13 protein-coding genes and 1 pseudogene are annotated in these 15,303 nt (G+C 58.9%); 5 read left to right on the top strand and 9 right to left on the bottom strand.

All coding sequences use genetic code 11. The features are described 5' to 3' along the window. Positions 1-339: 339 nt before the first annotated feature. Together NB231_RS11095 and NB231_RS11105 are read right to left on the bottom strand one after the other, a co-directional pair. Positions 340-1,464 (bottom strand): annotated as a pseudogene (locus tag NB231_RS11095) (transposase); the annotation flags it as partial. 381 nt (positions 1,465-1,845) lie between these two features. Further along, positions 1,846-2,739 (bottom strand): hypothetical protein, encoded by an 894-nt coding sequence (locus tag NB231_RS11105; protein WP_005002777.1) that lies wholly within the window; start codon positions 2,737-2,739, stop codon positions 1,846-1,848. 185 nt (positions 2,740-2,924) lie between these two features. On the opposite strand from NB231_RS11105, the gene NB231_RS11110 reads away from it, so the two are divergent. Genes NB231_RS11110 through NB231_RS18635 form a run of 3 tightly spaced genes read left to right on the top strand, consistent with a single transcriptional unit; the run spans position 2,925 to position 4,909 of the window. After that, positions 2,925-4,172 carry an ATP-binding protein gene (locus NB231_RS11110; protein ID WP_005002779.1) on the top strand — a complete coding sequence of 416 codons (1,248 nt, stop codon included), beginning with the start codon at positions 2,925-2,927 and terminating at the stop codon, positions 4,170-4,172. A gap of 18 nt (positions 4,173-4,190) precedes the next feature. Continuing rightward, on the top strand, positions 4,191-4,730 hold the full coding sequence (locus NB231_RS11115; RefSeq protein ID WP_005002782.1) for a response regulator transcription factor: 540 nt from the start codon (positions 4,191-4,193) through the stop codon (positions 4,728-4,730). A gap of 11 nt (positions 4,731-4,741) precedes the next feature. Then, on the top strand, positions 4,742-4,909 hold the full coding sequence (locus NB231_RS18635; protein WP_005002784.1) for a hypothetical protein: 168 nt from the start codon (positions 4,742-4,744) through the stop codon (positions 4,907-4,909). Here the strand turns inward: NB231_RS18635 and NB231_RS11120 are convergent. Further along, entirely contained in the window at positions 4,890-6,134 is a 1,245-nt protein-coding gene (locus NB231_RS11120) for an NAD(P)/FAD-dependent oxidoreductase (protein ID WP_005002786.1), read from the bottom strand. The genes NB231_RS18635 and NB231_RS11120 overlap by 20 nt on opposite strands. A gap of 207 nt (positions 6,135-6,341) precedes the next feature. Here NB231_RS11120 and NB231_RS11125 point away from each other — a divergent pair, with 207 nt between their 5' ends. Both NB231_RS11125 and NB231_RS11130 read left to right on the top strand, forming a co-directional pair. Continuing rightward, on the top strand, positions 6,342-6,941 hold the full coding sequence (locus NB231_RS11125; RefSeq protein ID WP_005002790.1) for an MBL fold metallo-hydrolase: 600 nt from the start codon (positions 6,342-6,344) through the stop codon (positions 6,939-6,941). Between the two features lie 7 nt (positions 6,942-6,948). Continuing rightward, positions 6,949-8,718 carry a SulP family inorganic anion transporter gene (locus NB231_RS11130; protein ID WP_005002792.1) on the top strand — a complete coding sequence of 590 codons (1,770 nt, stop codon included), beginning with the start codon at positions 6,949-6,951 and terminating at the stop codon, positions 8,716-8,718. Between the two features lie 729 nt (positions 8,719-9,447). Here NB231_RS11130 and NB231_RS11135 read toward each other — a convergent pair. The 6 genes from NB231_RS11135 to ruvC all read right to left on the bottom strand — a co-directional run bounded on the left by NB231_RS11135 (position 9,448) and on the right by ruvC (position 15,299). Beyond that, a complete protein-coding gene (locus tag NB231_RS11135; RefSeq protein WP_005002794.1) occupies positions 9,448-10,806 on the bottom strand; it encodes a sigma 54-interacting transcriptional regulator in 1,359 nt (452 codons plus the stop codon). 16 nt (positions 10,807-10,822) lie between these two features. Next, positions 10,823-11,374, bottom strand: a complete 552-nt coding sequence (locus NB231_RS11140) for a hypothetical protein (RefSeq protein WP_005002795.1) — start codon at positions 11,372-11,374, stop codon at positions 10,823-10,825. Between the two features lie 62 nt (positions 11,375-11,436). Beyond that, positions 11,437-12,894 (bottom strand): sensor histidine kinase, encoded by a 1,458-nt coding sequence (locus NB231_RS11145; RefSeq protein ID WP_005002798.1) that lies wholly within the window; start codon positions 12,892-12,894, stop codon positions 11,437-11,439. A gap of 17 nt (positions 12,895-12,911) precedes the next feature. Beyond that, positions 12,912-13,955, bottom strand: a complete 1,044-nt coding sequence (ruvB, locus tag NB231_RS11150) for a Holliday junction branch migration DNA helicase RuvB (RefSeq protein ID WP_005002801.1) — start codon at positions 13,953-13,955, stop codon at positions 12,912-12,914. Between the two features lie 214 nt (positions 13,956-14,169). Next, positions 14,170-14,781: a Holliday junction branch migration protein RuvA gene (ruvA, locus tag NB231_RS11155; protein WP_005002802.1), complete on the bottom strand. Its 612-nt coding sequence runs from the start codon at positions 14,779-14,781 to the stop codon at positions 14,170-14,172. Further along, positions 14,778-15,299 carry a crossover junction endodeoxyribonuclease RuvC gene (gene ruvC / locus NB231_RS11160; protein ID WP_005002803.1) on the bottom strand — a complete coding sequence of 174 codons (522 nt, stop codon included), beginning with the start codon at positions 15,297-15,299 and terminating at the stop codon, positions 14,778-14,780. The genes ruvA and ruvC overlap by 4 nt, the downstream gene beginning before the upstream one ends. Between the last annotated feature and the right edge of the window lie 4 nt (positions 15,300-15,303).

Genomic DNA, 15,303 nt, shown 5'->3' on the forward strand with positions numbered 1-15,303 from the left:
AACTTCTCATTAAGTCCGGGCAAGAAGACATTGAAGAGAGTGGTTCGTTGCTTACCATCAACAATAAGCACTTGATAATTTTGTATTTAATGCACGGCCGTGATTCTGCCTCCGCCACCCCGCACACATTACGCCCGGACTTAATGAGAAGTTGGGGATAGAAAGCATAAACGCCCTTTTCCGGACGGTTCAACCGTTTATGCTCGGGGAGAAGCGGGACGGGTGGTCCTTCACCGTCTCAAAATCCTGCCCCTCTCAGTCCTCATGCTCGAAAATTCTCCCCTGCCAGCGCCACTTCCCGACCTACCCCAGCCGACAGGACAGCCGATGCCCTGCCATTCACCACTGGGTAACAGCATCCGGTCTCGAACGGCGCGACGGCGTCAGCCGAACACAGCGCCAGGCGGCGCACGGCTTTCGGGCTTTGGTACGGGCGCGGGGGGAGGGGGCGTCGCCGCGAGTCAGGTGATCAAGGATCTTCCTGATCACAACCGGCTCTTCGATGCAGGCAATCACCTTCACCTCGCCGGCGCAGTCAAGGCAGGTCTCGATATCAATATTGAAAACGCGCTTGAGGCGTTGCGCCCAGGTCATGGCTGCGCGGTGTTCGGTGAATGTTTGCGGTTCATCTGATGCGTTGGATTTTTGCCCCTGCCCCGTTTGGCGGGCGTCACCCGGGCGCGATGATTGCTGTTGGGGGCAAACACGCCATGAAATCTTGTCAGGTTCACGTCTGGGCTTGGGCACCGGGGCCGCCAATCTTGCAATGAAGTCCAGCGGCTCGAATATGATGTGCGTGGTGCCATCCCGGTAAGGCGTCTTAAGCTGCTAACGGATGTTGTCGTTCGGCGTGATTGAAAGCCGCTTTTCCGAGACCGCCGGGCGGGCGATGTAACGACAGAGGCGTTCCAACTTGTCCCGTTCATAGGCCTTGGCGGCGACACCGGCGTGCAGGGAAAAACCAGCGACATTGCCGGACGAGTCGCCAAACGGATCTTCCGGGTCACATGCCGGTAGAGTCTGGAGGGCAAAGAGCTTGCGCCCTTGTTGTGGCCCCGCAGCGATGCGGGAGGTAATGGAATGCCCCAGCAGTTGATTCATCGGATCGACGTCCATCGCATCCGAGGCCAGATAGCTGTTCTCCGCGTCCCGTTCCAGCAGGCCCTGGCATTCCAGAAAGCGGCCGACCCGGTGGGCGACGGTGTGCGCCAGTTGCGTGAGTTCGACATGGGTAGGCGCCTTGACCCAGCGGAACCGGGCTGTTCCATTGTGATGGTCGACATACACGCCATCGAGGAACAGCATGTGGAAGTGAATATTCAGGTTGAGCGCGGATCCGAACCGCCGGATCAGTGTGAGCGCGCCGGTACGGGCCGTCTTATGGCTATGACCGGCTTTCTTGATCAGGTGCGTCGCTATGGCCCGGTAGACAATGCCCAGCACCCGGCCCATGATCTCGGGACGGTGGCACTGGTAACGACCCGCGCCCCGCTCCCGGGTGGCCATCCTGGCCGCCGCCGCGTGGGGCATGAGCAAATTTCCGGTGTATCCAGGCAGAGGGCATAGCGTACGGCAGTGGTCCGCGGGCCTTGGACGATATGAGCATCAATCGTCGCGGCGGCGGTCGCGGGGTCTATTTTTTCGATCCCAACAGCCATATTCTCGAGCTGCTGACTGTCTAGCGCGGCCGCCGTAATCAGCCTCAACCAATATATGTGGCTGATAAGAAGATGTCTCCTTATGGCTTGCCGCATCGCAGAAGAGTAATGGCGAAGATTCTGCTCGTCGGTTTGCTCGCGCGCGATGAGGTGGTCTATCTCGATGCGCAATGCATAGCGATCGGCATCAGTCGAAAAGGGGCTTGCCCAGTGAGTTGGGGAACAAATCTTCCATATAGAGGTGCAGCTGGAGTCGCATTCCCACGCTGTCGCCGGTGCGCTCGTTCACCGGAATGCTCGCCTCGACACTGACTTGCCCGAGATGATTGAACCAAATGACACCGGGGTTGACTGTGCCGGTCAGACCCTTGCAGCCGCTTTCCATGCAAAACCGTAAGGGCGCCTCGACTACGGGGATCGCATGATTGAGCCAACTCGGCAGGCCGATGTCGCGCACGAAAGAAGTCAAATAGCCGAGATTGTAATGTAAGGCAAAGCCGCTGGAGAGGGTTTCCGGCTCGCGGCCGCGGGTGGGAAAATTGTAGGCGATGGCCGTGTTGAATGCCAACGGCCGTAAATATTTAACGCTCTGCGGTAGATTGCCGAAGCCTTGACCGAGGAAAAAGGCGGGCGAGATGGTGGAGAACGAGTCTCGATCGATCGCTTGGCTACCGGTGCCGCCAAGCTTCGCATCCAAACCGATGGCAACGACCGATTCGCGCTCGGCGCTGATTGGTCCCATGAATTGGATTCCAAGCGTCGTATTGGTGAAGCCATTCTGTTGCGATCCCTGCGCCGGATCGAGGTGGGCATACCCACTCGCCAGGGTCAGCGTCAGCCGCCTGGTGATGCGTTTGGAGAAATTCAGTGCGGCTTGCGTGGTGTCTACTTTCGCGTCGTCCTTGTTGACGTCGGGTTGATGACTGAGCAGCAAATCCAGTTCATCGATGAAAAAGGGGTCTACGACACTCGGGGTTGCAGGGAAAAGCCGTTTACCGGCAAACCCTTGCCCATTGACGCTCAGCGGCAAGACGCCGATGAGCGCCAGCAGCGTCGCACGCAAGGCGGCAGGCCATCGCATTTTCTTCTTCTCCCCAGTTCAACGGATTCAGGCGCGCACAGACCATCTTCCAGCGCAGTGACGATCTAATGGAACGCGCCATTGAGGCGGCCTTCTGCGCCCCATGCGGGCGGTCATGCTAAATTAACAAATTAGGCATGCGTTTGTTCATGCCAATCCAAATGACCCATAGGCGCAAATCAGGTATGCACGAAGCCTCCACGCGGATTAACCTGCGCCATCTATTAATGCTGCGCAATTTCACAATCGCCGGACAGACAGCGGCTGTGCTCGTGGCGGCGTTCGCATTGAACATGGCTGTGCCGCTTGCCGACGTGGGTCTTGTTATCGCCGGGCTCGCTCTGCTCAACGCCGTGGCGTGGCGGCGGCTCAAGCGTCAGCAACCGGGCAGCCATGAGTTCATGGTCCATTTATTGGCCGACGTGCTGGGCTTGACCGCTTTGCTCTACTTTACCGGCGGGGCCACCAACCCATTCGTATGGCTGTTGCTGTTGTCACTGACCATTGCCGCCACCGTGCTCTCGCGCCGGCAGACCTGGATCATCGCCGCTGTGACGATCGCCTGCTACTCCGGCCTCATGGTGGTGTACCGGCCCCTGCCGGGTGCCGGCGGAGCCAGTGGTCACTTCCAGATGCATGTGCTTGGCATGTGGCTGGGGTTTATGCTCAGTGCCGCTTTGATTGCCTATTTTGTCGCCGGCATGGGTCAAACCTTGCGTGAGCAGGAGCGGGCTCTTGCTCGGGCGCGCGAACGCGCCTTGCGTGACGAACGTCTGCTCAGTCTGGCCACCCTGGCCGCTGGTGCGGCCCACGAGTTGGGGACGCCCTTGGGCACTATGGCGGTTTTGCTAAAGGAGATGCAAGCGCAGGTTCGCTCCCCGAATGACCAGGAGAATGTGCGTATTCTGCAAGCGCAAATCGGGCGTTGCCGGCAGGCCCTGACCACGATTTCGGCCTCGGCAGGTGAGGTGCGTGCCGAATCCGGTTGTGCCGTGGCGCTGGATCGTTATCTGCAGGATTTGCTCAGCCAATGGCAAGTGCTGCGTCCGGGCGTGCGCCTGGAGTGCAGCCGCTGCGTTCTGCCGTCGGGGTTGCGGATTGTCGCCGATCGCACGCTCACCCAGGCCCTCGCTAATCTGCTCCATAATGCGGCAGATGCCTCGCCCGACCAGATTAGCGTAGCAGCCGCGGTGGAAGACGATACCTTGGAGCTGACCGTATCCGATCGTGGCGCCGGGCTCAGTCCCAAGATCGCTGCCGTACTGGGGCGGGCGCCGGTGACCACCAAGGCAACCGGCAATGGTTTGGGTCTTTACTTGACTCAGGGCGTCATAGAGCGTTTGGGAGGCGCGCTCACGCTGAGCCCGCGTAGCGGTGGCGGGACGGTGGCGCGGGTATTGCTGCCGCTGCAGCGGCTGCGCGCGGCGGCCTGACTGTGATCGGATGCGTCGATGGTGCTCGATCGAGAGACATTTTTGCTGGTGGACGACGACCCGGTGTTTTGCCGGGTTCTGGCGCAAGCACTGACCCGGCGTGGCTTCCAGGTCGATGTGGCGCAGACCGCGGCTGAAGCGCTGGCGGCAGCGCTGCAGCGGGTGCCGACCTGTGCGGTAGTCGATCTTAGGCTCGGGGAGGATTCGGGGTTGCCATTGGTGCAACGCTTGCTGGCCCTGCGAGAGACAATGCGGATCGTGGTGCTTACCGGTTATGCGAGCATCGCCACGGCAGTGGAAGCGATCAAGCTCGGGGCCGTGCATTATCTCGCCAAACCCGCCGATGCCGATGAGATTCTCGCCGCGCTGGGCTGCCAAGAAGCGAATACCGAGGTTGTGCCACCCGCGCATCCGACCTCGGTCAAGCGTTTGGAGTGGGAGCATCTGCAACGGGTGCTAAAAGCCCATGGGGGCAACATATCCGCTACGGCGCGTGCCTTACGCATGCACCGGCGCACGCTGCAACGCAAGCTAGGCAAACGCCCGAGCAAAGAATAATACGGTAAGGCGTGCGACGGCAGCCCGATCCTTTGCCCGGCGGGCTGGGGGTGCGGGCGCGCCGGCCGACCAACGGCAAGGTGCATGGCCGCGTCGGCTACGGCTTGTCGCTCTCCTTGCCATTGGTGGTTGCCGAAGGTCTCCAGGCCGATACGTTGCTTACGCCGGTTGTGCCGTGAGCCGTGGACGTGGTTTATGCTCCGGCCAGCTCCAATCGCGGCCCTTGAGCATTACGTTCCAATACAGCCAGGGGAAGAAGTAGCGCTTCAGCGCCCAATACGTGCGGCGGGGTACGCGTGGGTCGAGTGGAAAACTCGCCATCACTTCGCCACCATAGCGGAATTCGGCCAGCATGACCTTGCCGTGCTCAGTGGTCAGCGGGCAGGCCCCGTAGCCGTCGTATTCGGCTGCCTCGCTGGTGTGGCCGAGGGCTTGGAGCAGGCCGGCGACCACGACCGGGAACTGGCGCCGCGCCGCCGCCATGGTTTTGGCATTGGGGGTGTCGGTGCAGTCGCCGAGTGCGAAGACATTGTCGTAGCGGGTGTGCCGCAGGCGGTGCTTGTCCACGCTGACCCAGCCGGCCGCGCCGGCGAGCGGGCTGGTCTTGATGAAATCCGGTGCCGACTGCGGTGGTACCACGTGCAGCAAGTCGAAATGCCGGGTCACGGTGCCGTCTTCGGTTCGGAAGGTAGCTGTGCGTTGGTCGCCGTCCACCGCGATCAGGTCGTGTTTGAAATAGGGCGTGGCGCCGTAGCCCGCGATGATCTTGTCCAGCGCCTTAGCGTAGGCGGGTACACTGAACATGGCGCCGCCCTGATTATAGAAACCGATATTGGCCTTGACGCCGCGGCGCTGGAAGGTGTCCGCCGACAGATACAGCGCCTTTTGCGGCGCCCCGGCGCATTTGATCGGCATCGCCGGTTGAGTGAACAGCGCCTCGCCGCCATCGAATGATTCGGTCAGTTGGTGGGTGTAGGGAGCCAGATCGTAGCGGTAGTTGGAGGTCACGCCGTTCTTGCCGAGCGTCTCGGGCAGTCCCTCGATTGCGTCCCAGTCGATCTGCAGGCCTACGGCGACGACCAGGAAGCGGTATTCGAGCGTACCGCCGCCGGCCAGTGTGAGGCGATTCTCCGCCGGTTGAAAGGAGGTCACCGCGTCCTTGATCCAGACCGCCTTCTGCGGCATCACCTCCGCCTCGCGGCGTTGGGTCTGCGCAGCCGTCATATCGCCGCCTCCGACCAGGGTCCAGCCGGGCTGATAGTAGTGATCCTCGCTCGGCTCGATTACCGCGACGTCGAGATCGGGTTGTCGGCGCAGCAGTGCCGCGGCCACCGCTAGGCCGGCCGTGCCGCCGCCGACGACGACCACGACGTGGCGCTTGTTTGTGGTTTGTAGGGTTGTCATAGCGAATTTTCTCCTTTCAATGCTTGCCCCTCAGGGTGTAGCTCATTAATATTTATAGAATAAATATATTCCAAAAAGAAATATTCTGGTTAGAGGTGCATGATGTTCTTCCGTCAATTGTTCGACCGACAATCGAGCACTTATACGTATTTGATCGCCTCCGGCAAGGGCCGGTAGGGCTTGATTATTGATCCGGTCAGGGAACAGATGTCGGTTTACCTTGGCCTGATCGAGCAGCTTGATCTTAAGCTCATACGTGCCATCGATATGCACACGCATGCCGACCATGTTACCGCGCTTGGCGATCTGCGCGACGCCACAGATTGTGCGACCCTCAGGGGCGAGTTCACGAGAGCCGAGTGTGTCTCGCAACATGTCCGCGAGGGTGAGACCGTCGCTGTCGACGGAGTTTGGCTCAAAGCGCTGTACACGCCGGGCCACACGAACGAGTCGTTCGGTTTCATGCTCGATGGGCGCGGCGAGTGCGAGGATGCCGTGTTCACCAGTGATGTATTACTGATCCGCGGTTCGGGGCGTACCGATTTCCAGGGTGGCGATCCTTACGCATCGTACGATTCGATCGTGAACAAGCTGTTTACGCTGCGCGAGGAAACGCGGGCATACCCGGCTCACGATTATAAGGGATGCACGGTCTCCACCATCTGGGAGGAGCGGCGTTTTAATCCGCGTTTAGCCGGCAAGAGCGCTGAACAATACGCTGAAATCATGCGCAGCCTGAACCTGCCCGATCCCAAAATGATAGGCGTGGCAGTGCCGGCCAATCTGGCTTGCGGGCAGAGAGCATGAAGCGGCGATGAGTGGGGGTGCCAGAGCATGGCAAATCTTGCCGCGCCTGCTGCCCCTGCTCGGACAGTTGCGCGCCGCTGGCCGTAGCGCTTGGGCGGACGATCTGATCGCCGGAATCATAATGGCCGTTCTGCTGGTGCCGCAGAGCATGGCCTATGCGGTGCTAGCCGGCCTGCCACCGGAAATGGGGTTGTATGCGTCGATTACCCCACCGCTCGCGTATGCGTTGTTCGGCACCAGTCGAGTGCTGGGAGTGGGCCCAGTGGCGGTGCTCGCGCTCATGGTGGCCAGCGCGCTCAACGACTACAGCGCTGGAGACCGGCAGCTTTGGCTGAGCGGCGCCGTCATCCTGGCCGCCGAAGGAGGTCTGTTTCTTTCGCTCCTTGGCGCGTTCCGGCTCGGTGTTTTGGTCAACTTCATCAGCCACCCTGTGCTCTCGGGATTTACCAGCGGTGCGGCGATGCTAATCATTACGAGTCAGATCAATCATTTGTTGGGGATTGATTTGGCCCGTGGCGATGTGTTCGAGACACTGCAGGCGCTGATCAGCCATTTCGGTGAGCTGCATGTTCCGACTCTGACGTTTGGCCTGGTCGCCCTCATAGTGTTGCTGGCGGGGCGCAGCCCGCTCAGGCGTCTATTGCAGCGGGTCGGTATGGCTGCTCGTAGTGCCATGTTAATTGTACGCACGATTCCGTTGGTCGTTGTAATTTTAGCCACACTGGCGGCGGCGCTGCTCAATGTCGAGAGCACCTATGGGTTAGCCGTGGTGGGCACCGTGCCGGCTAGGCTGCCGGTGCCATCGCTTGGTTTCCTCTCCGCACCGGGCTGGCATGCACTGCTGCCCTCAGCGGTGCTGATCGCCTTGGTGGGTTATGTGGAAAGCGTATCGCTGGCCAAGGTGCTGGCCGCACGTCGACGCCAGAAAGTCGATGTCAATCGGGAGCTTATCGCCCTTGGCCTGAGCAACCTCGCCGCCGCTGCGGCTGGCACCATGCCGGTGGCCGGTGGTTTTTCGCGCTCGGTGGTCAACTTTGATGTCGGTGCCCGTACCCAGCTGGCCGGTATCATCACCGCCGGGCTGATCGGCGTGGTTGCTTTGTTTTTCACGGGTTGGTTCTACTACCTACCGGATGCGGTGTTGGCGGCGATCATCGTCGTCGCGGTTGCGCAGTTGATCGATGTGGCTGGCGCGCGCCGGGTGTGGGCTTACGACCGCGCCGACGGCGCCGCCTTGGCGGTAACGTGCGTGGCGGTGCTCGGGCTCGGTATCGAGCTGGGATTGCTGATGGGTATCGTACTGTCGCTGGCGTTGTACTTGTGGCGCACCGGTCACCCGCACATCGTCGTGGTTGGCCGGCTTCCCGGCACCGAGCATTTCCGCAACGTCAATCGTTACGTGGCGCAGACCAACCCGCGGGTACTAGCGGTGCGTATCGACGAGAGCATTTATTTCGCCAACGCGGCCCAGGTCGAAGATTTCATAACCCGGCACTTGGCGGCTGCGCCGGATACCCAGGAATTGCTGCTGGTCATGGCTGCAGTCAATTACATCGATGCGAGCGGCCTGGAGATGCTCGAGCATTTGGAAGAAGGGCTGGCGTATGCCGGCATCGTTTTGTATCTGGCTGAGGTAAAAGGGCCGGTGCAGGACCGCTTACGCCATACTCGTCTGGGGCAGCGGGTTGCCGAGCGCACTTATCTCACCACGGGCCAAGCATTCGATGCCTTCGCCAACGCAGGACGTTCGAAGCGGCTCAATGGTGTCGATCCCTGAAAAACCCCTGTGTCAAAACCCTATTCGATACAGGGGTTGTAGGAAGGAGAAAGCACCTGCAGGCCGGAATGAGGGGGTGACGGGGCTTTACTAGAGCCTACAGGTGCGAAATCAGCAGACGCGCGCTTGCGCTCAGTCGAATCCTCTATTAACTAACGTTTGCTCCGGTAAGCACATCCACGACTGTATGGCTGCAGCTAATAATGCTTAATTTATATACAAAAGTCATACCAATATTTTTAAATTTAATTAAATCAATATAATATATTTATCAACCGGCATCGTTCCACTTATGTGGCCGCCAAATCTGTCGCTGAATAGCGACATGAAATTGCCTCCCGCGGCTGCCTCTCGTCATGCTCCCCGCTTCGGCTGCATACTAAGCTTACGCCTGATGGCGGTCTTCAGCCAAGTTTGGCTTTTCCGGGATGTGCAATGGTTGGTAACCACGGAATCCTATCACGTATAAGAAATTGATAAGTTGAATAAAATATCTATGTGCGCCGTGTGATCGGCACAGAAATATTGAGCTGATGCGACGCTCAAATGTCCGTCTCTATTTGGAGACAGGCATGCTGTGGGATGATTGCATGCGGTTTTCCACGTGCTCTCATTTCACCGTTGGCAGACGACCAAGTTATTGGTAGACAGCAAGTTTGCCGTTGGCCTGTATGGCTAATGCCTAGCCAAGGGATCTGCAGCTCGGCATCGGAGATGTTCTCCCGCGCATCAGCGTGCCTGTTTGAACAGGCTGGGATTGAGGTCGTGGCGGTTGAGCAATTTGTAGAATTCGGTGCGGTTTCTTTTCGCCAGTCGGGCAGCACGGCTGACATTACCTTCGGTGATCTGCAGCAGCTTAACTAAGTAACTGCGCTCGAAATCGCGGCGAGCATCGGCGAAAGGCGGCAGTCCAGGGGCATCCCCCCGCAAGGCTTGCTGCACCAGATCGTATGAAATGATCGGCGTCGCGGATAAAATCGCCACCTGCTCGATTACGTTATAAAGCTGCCGGATATTACCCGGCCACTGAGCGCTGACCAGGTGCTCCATGGCCTCCTGCGAAAAGCCTTTGAGATTCTTTTCATATTTGCGTGCCAGTTGATGAAGGAAGTGATTGGCCAGAACAGGCACATCTTCTCGGCGCTGCGCGAGCGAGGGCAGGGATAAGGTGACTACGTTGAGCCGATAGTAGAGATCCTCGCGGAAACGGCCCTCGGCCATCTCTAGTTCCAGGTCACGATGGGTGGCGGAGATGATCCGCACATTGACCGATATGTCCTGCGTGTAGCCGACTGGCCGCACTTGATGCTCCTGCAGCACTCGCAGCAGCTTGACTTGGAGCGCCAGCGGCATATCCCCGATTTCATCGAGGAATAGCGTCCCGCCGTCAGCGGCCTTGAAAAGGCCCTCGTGGTCTTGATTAGCGCCCGTGAAGGCGCCTTTTTTATGGCCAAAAAGTTCGGATTCCAGCAGTGGTTCGGGTATCGCGCCACAATTGACGGCGATGAAGGGCCCCTTGCTGCACCGGCTTGTATTATGGATGGCTTTTGCCAGCAATTCTTTGCCGGTGCCGCTCTCACCCTGTATGAATACGCTGGCTTCGCTCGGAGCGATCAGCTTGGCGCGCTGCAGGACGTCTTCCATCAAAGGGCTGCGGCTGATGATCTCGGCACGCCAGGTATTGGTTTGTTTGCCCGCGGTGTCTGGCTCTACGATACCCGAAAGGCGCAAGGCACTTTCCACTTGTTGTAATAGCGCGGGGGCCTCGAACGGCTTGGTAATGAAACCGAAGACGCCTTTCTGAGTTGCCTCCACGGCATCCGGAATCGAGCCGTGAGCCGTAAGAATGATCACGGGTAGCGTAGGGTGCTGTTTGTGCAGGTTCTGGAACAGCGTCATGCCATCCATGCCGTCCATGCGCAGATCCGTTATTACCAGATGCGGTCTGATGCCTGCAAAATTCGATAACGCTTCCTCACCGCTTTGAGCAGTTGCCACCTCGTAGCCGTTGGATTTGAGTCGAATGGAGAGCAGACGCAGCACCCCGGGGTCGTCGTCGACCACCAGGATTCGGTAGCCTTTGGCCATGTTTGATTTCACTCCGCTAGAGCTGATTGCGCTGCTGAATGCTTTTCTCAATGGCCTTTAGGCCTTCGAGCTGTTTGTGTAATTTTTCATTTTCATCTTGCAGCGTTTTGATCTGGTGGTGGTAATTTTGTAGCTCGGCTTGCGCTCCGTCGGCGGCCTTGCGGGTTTCGATCAAGTCTTGTAGCAGAAAGGCGAGTTTGCCTGCAGCGGAGTACCGATTAAATGCATTGTTCAGACATGGATCTAAAACGGTTTGGCTGCTCGGGCCGCTTTCGTGAGCCGATAGCCTGCTGAGTATCATAGCTGATTTCAACCGAACCGTGGTGCAGTCATTCTTTTCCAGGCTGCCTTGGAGTCCAGTAAGGCGGGTTTTCAGACCGCTCTGGTCGAGCCTGTCGAGATCCCGATAATAACCCAGCAGTTCGGTGATCCGTCTCGCGTCGGGTTGGGCAAGCTCCGCTGTGCCTGGGGCGTTCGCGTCTTGGCTGCTTTCGACAGGAAAATAGCGACAGCCTGTCATCATCAGCGGGAGGGTGAGAAGAATCAACGCGAGCGGCATTTTGCTCATGCATAAAAGCCTATTAATTTTAGAAATACGTTTTGGGCTGTTCAAGGTCCATTTTCGGCTGCTCAGTTGACAGCCGCCAGTTTTGAGTTCGCGCGAGACGGCAACATGACCCGCAGTCGCGCTCCGGAACTCGGCCTATCTAGAACATCGATGCGTCCATCGTGCGCGAGCACATACTCTCGAGCAATGGAAAGCCCTAACCCGGAGCCCTTGACGTAGCCTTCGGGTTGACGCTTACCTTGGAAAAAAGCTTCGAATACTCTATCGCGTTCCGCGGCAGTGATGCCGGGTCCCTGATCGGCGACGTCTAGCACGACGGTATTTTCGAGCTGCAGCGTTCTGATGGTAAGCGCGCCGTGGGTAGGTGAGAATTTGATTGCGTTAGAAAGCAGGTTGTCCACGACGGTTCGTAGTTTCCCCGCATCGCCAAGCAAGCGGCATTCGGCGAGCTTAGCCGTTACCAGCAGCGACTTCGCTTTGATTGCCACCTTGTGATTTTGCAGTACGTTTTCCACCAACGTGCTCATGTCCACCGGGGTGAGATTGAGCGCAGGACGGTGCGCCTGCATACGGGAGAAATCGAGCAGATCCTCGATTAGGATCTGTAGGCGGTGTCCGCTTGCGTAGAGGATCTGAGTAATCTCCCGCTGTTCGTCGTTGAGCCTACCTACTACTTCATCTTCCAGGAGAGCCGTGCTCTCTCGAATCGTGGTGAGCGGCGTTTTGAGCTCATGAGAGACGTGCCGCAGGAAACGCGTTTTCTCGCCCTCGAGCTCGATCAGTCGACGGCGCAACCACTCAAGACGCTCGCCCAGCGCATGCAGGTCCTGGGGCCCAGAGACTTCGATGGGCGAGCCGAAACGGCCAGCACCGAGTTTGCGAATGGCGTTATCCACCTGGCGGACGGGACGCGAGATCAGTACAGTAAAAATCGCTGTTGAGATAAGGGTCAGCGGGATAAGTGCAATCGCCAGCCAGAATAGCACGCGTTGAGCCATGGTGGCCGTCTGCTGCATTACTTGAACCTCGTGGTCGATCTGCCGATTACTCCCCCGGCTGATTTGATCGGCGAGCTTGTGCAGGGTGATGAAGATAGCCGCAGTCTTCTGCTGCGTCATCTGTTGGCGTGCGTTTTCATCCGATACGCGTTGGAACAGCTCGGTTTCTTGGCGGCCGATGTCGTCGATATGGTGGCGATGTGGTGCTGTGGCGGTGAGAATACTGAGGTGGTTGACGATGGATTGGAACTCATCGTGAGTCTCTTTGTAAACTTTGAACAGCGATTGATCACCCAGCAACAAATACTGCCGCGCCGTGCGCTCCATCCCGGTGAGCGCCTCTGCGAGGCTGCGGCTGCCCTGGATTGCCTGGGCCGCATTGTAGACGGCCGTCTGGGCCTGCTCGGAGAGTCGGTCAACGTAGACACCGGCGTAAGCCAGGGCAAAGAACAGTGGCAATGATACGACCCCAAAGCCATATAGGATCAGGGTCAGGGTCGATCGCGGGTGGTATAGCTTCATCGCGCGAATGGCCGCACTTAGGCGTCGTCGAACAGATCCGGCGTCGTCTCGTGGTTGCGCGCAGGCGGTGGGTAGCCAAAATGCAGATAAGCGCTGCGGGTTGCCATGCGCCCCCGCGCCGTGCGCATGATAAACCCCTGCTGGATCAGATAGGGTTCGAGCACATCCTCGATGGTGCCGCGTTCGTCGCCGATTGCCGCTGCTAAGCTGTCCACTCCCACCGGTCCGCCGTCGAATTTCTCAATGATGGTCAGCAATAACCGTCGATCCTGGACATCGAAGCCGTTGCCATCCACATTCAGTAGGTCCATGGCGGCCTTTGCTACCTCCATCGTGATGCGCCCGTCCGCTTTGACTTCAGCGAAATCGCGTACCCGTCGCAGCAGGCGATTGGCAATTCGTGGGGTTCCCCGGGAGCGCTGCGCGATCTCCAATGCCCCACGAGCGTCTATAGCCAGTGCCAGCAATGTCGCGGAGCGCTGCACGATGGCCGCGAGATCTTCCACGCAATAATACTCCAGGCGCTGCACGATGCCGAAGCGATCGCGCAGAGGCGAGGTGAGCAGGCCCGCTCGGGTTGTGGCGCCCACTAGCGTAAACGGTGGCAAATCGAGTTTGATCGAGCGCGCCGCCGGCCCCTCGCCGATCAGGATGTCGATTTTGAAGTCCTCCATTGCAGGATAGAGAACCTCCTCGATCACCGGTGAGAGCCGATGGATTTCGTCGATAAACAGCACATCTTGGGGTTCGAGATTGGTCAGCAGCGCCGCTAGGTCGCCGGGTTTGTCGAGCACTGGCCCTGAGGTTTGACGCAAGCCCACCCCCAGCTCATGGGCGACAATGTGTGCAAGGGTCGTTTTGCCCAGGCCGGGGGGACCGAAGATCAGGACATGATCAAGCGGCTCGCCACGTTGCCGTGCGGCATGGACGAAAATCTCCAGCTGTTCTCTAACCGTTGGTTGGCCTACATAATCGGCCAATCGGCGCGGGCGGATGGCACGATCGATGGCCTCGTCTTCGCCCGCAGCCTGTTCTTGAACGACTCGATCCGGCTCAATCATGACCCGTGCATCCTCAGGCGTGCCTGCAAGCAGCCGTGCATATAGGCATTGCCCGTATTTAATGCCTTGTGGTTCGAAGGAGCATCGCTTCCACTTCTGTGCTAGCGAACGATCCGGCGGTGGCTAAATCCCGTGTAATGTATTGATGGTAGGTGCCGGCGTGGCTGGCGTTGGGTTGCTTTGGGCAAAGACCATGCATCGGCTTGCTCATGGTTTATGGTTTGTGAACGGCCTTGCGCAGAGCGAGTCGGATCAATTCCTCGCTGCTCAATTCAGCTTCGGCCAGTCCAGCCAATAGTTGCTGAGCCTCGGGCGTTTTGTAGCCGAGCGCCAGCAAGGCACTCATAGCTTCGGTGAACGCTTCGTTTGCGCCGCCTGCTGCGGAAAAGGAGGCTCCCGCTGCTGTACTGGCCTGGGTGGCAAGCGCAGAGAGCCGATCTTGCATCTCTACGATTAGACGTTCGGCCGTTTTTTTACCTACGCCAGGCAAGCGTATGAGCGCTGCGGTATCACGCTGGCGCACACACCACAGAAATTCTTCCGTGCGCATGCCGGAGAGGAAAGCCAGCGCCATTTTAGGGCCTACGCCGCTTACTCGGATGAGGCTGCGAAATAACGCCCGCTCTTGCTCAGTGTGGAAGCCATATAGGGTATGCCCATCCTCCTTGATGGCGAGGTGAGTGCGAAGAGTAATTGCCTCGCCCTGGGCTGGCAGCTCGTAGAAGGTGGACATTGGGGCTTCGACTTCGTAGCCCACACCTTGAACATCGATGAGCAACCGTGGTGGTTGCTTTTCAAGTAGAATGCCGCGCAGCCGGCCAATCATGATATGAGCTTCTCGCCGGCCCGCGCGCAGTCGAAGCGCTGTCCATGGGCGTGGCAAACGGCGGTGGCCAGCGCATCCGCTGCATCGACTCGTAGATTCCCCCGCAGGCCCAGCAAGCTTTGCACCATGTACTGCACCTGCTGCTTGTCAGCGTTACCTGTTCCGACCAGAGCTTGCTTGATCCTTCGGGGCGTGTACTCGGCAACCGTCAGGCCGGCCTGGGCACAGGCGCAAATGGCCGCGCCGCGCGCATGACCGAGCTTCAGCGCCGAGCTCGGATTGCGATGGACGAAAACCTGTTCGACCGCAGCGGTGACCGGCTCGTACTGAGCCAGGACGTGTGCTAGCTGTTCAAATAGGATGTTCAACCGCTCGGGAAGAGGGCCGTCCGGAATCCGGATGATGCCGCTACCAACGTAAGCTAACCTGGAGCCGTTTACTGTAATGACACCGTAGCCGGTGATCCGCAAACCGGGATCAATGCCGAGGATGCGCCGCGGGCTGCTGCGGTGCCGCAAGTCC

Origin of the sequence: Nitrococcus mobilis Nb-231 (assembly GCF_000153205.1) — a bacterium.
Lineage (GTDB): Bacteria > Pseudomonadota > Gammaproteobacteria > Nitrococcales > Nitrococcaceae > Nitrococcus > Nitrococcus mobilis.

Bases quoted from the DNA above. Each gene is read 5' to 3' on its own strand.
- NB231_RS11105 (WP_005002777.1), bottom strand. From the start codon at position 2,739: ATGCGATGGCCTGCCGCCTTGCGTGCGACGCTGCTGGCGCTCATCGGC.
- NB231_RS11110 (WP_005002779.1), top strand. From the start codon at position 2,925: ATGCACGAAGCCTCCACGCGGATTAACCTGCGCCATCTATTAATGCTG.
- NB231_RS11115 (WP_005002782.1), top strand. From the start codon at position 4,191: ATGGTGCTCGATCGAGAGACATTTTTGCTGGTGGACGACGACCCGGTG.
- NB231_RS11120 (WP_005002786.1), bottom strand. From the start codon at position 6,134: ATGACAACCCTACAAACCACAAACAAGCGCCACGTCGTGGTCGTCGTC.
- NB231_RS11125 (WP_005002790.1), top strand. From the start codon at position 6,342: ATGTCGGTTTACCTTGGCCTGATCGAGCAGCTTGATCTTAAGCTCATA.
- NB231_RS11130 (WP_005002792.1), top strand. From the start codon at position 6,949: ATGAGTGGGGGTGCCAGAGCATGGCAAATCTTGCCGCGCCTGCTGCCC.
- NB231_RS11135 (WP_005002794.1), bottom strand. From the start codon at position 10,806: ATGGCCAAAGGCTACCGAATCCTGGTGGTCGACGACGACCCCGGGGTG.
- NB231_RS11140 (WP_005002795.1), bottom strand. From the start codon at position 11,374: ATGAGCAAAATGCCGCTCGCGTTGATTCTTCTCACCCTCCCGCTGATG.
- NB231_RS11145 (WP_005002798.1), bottom strand. From the start codon at position 12,894: ATGAAGCTATACCACCCGCGATCGACCCTGACCCTGATCCTATATGGC.
- ruvB (WP_005002801.1), bottom strand. From the start codon at position 13,955: ATGATTGAGCCGGATCGAGTCGTTCAAGAACAGGCTGCGGGCGAAGAC.
- ruvA (WP_005002802.1), bottom strand. From the start codon at position 14,781: ATGATTGGCCGGCTGCGCGGCATTCTACTTGAAAAGCAACCACCACGG.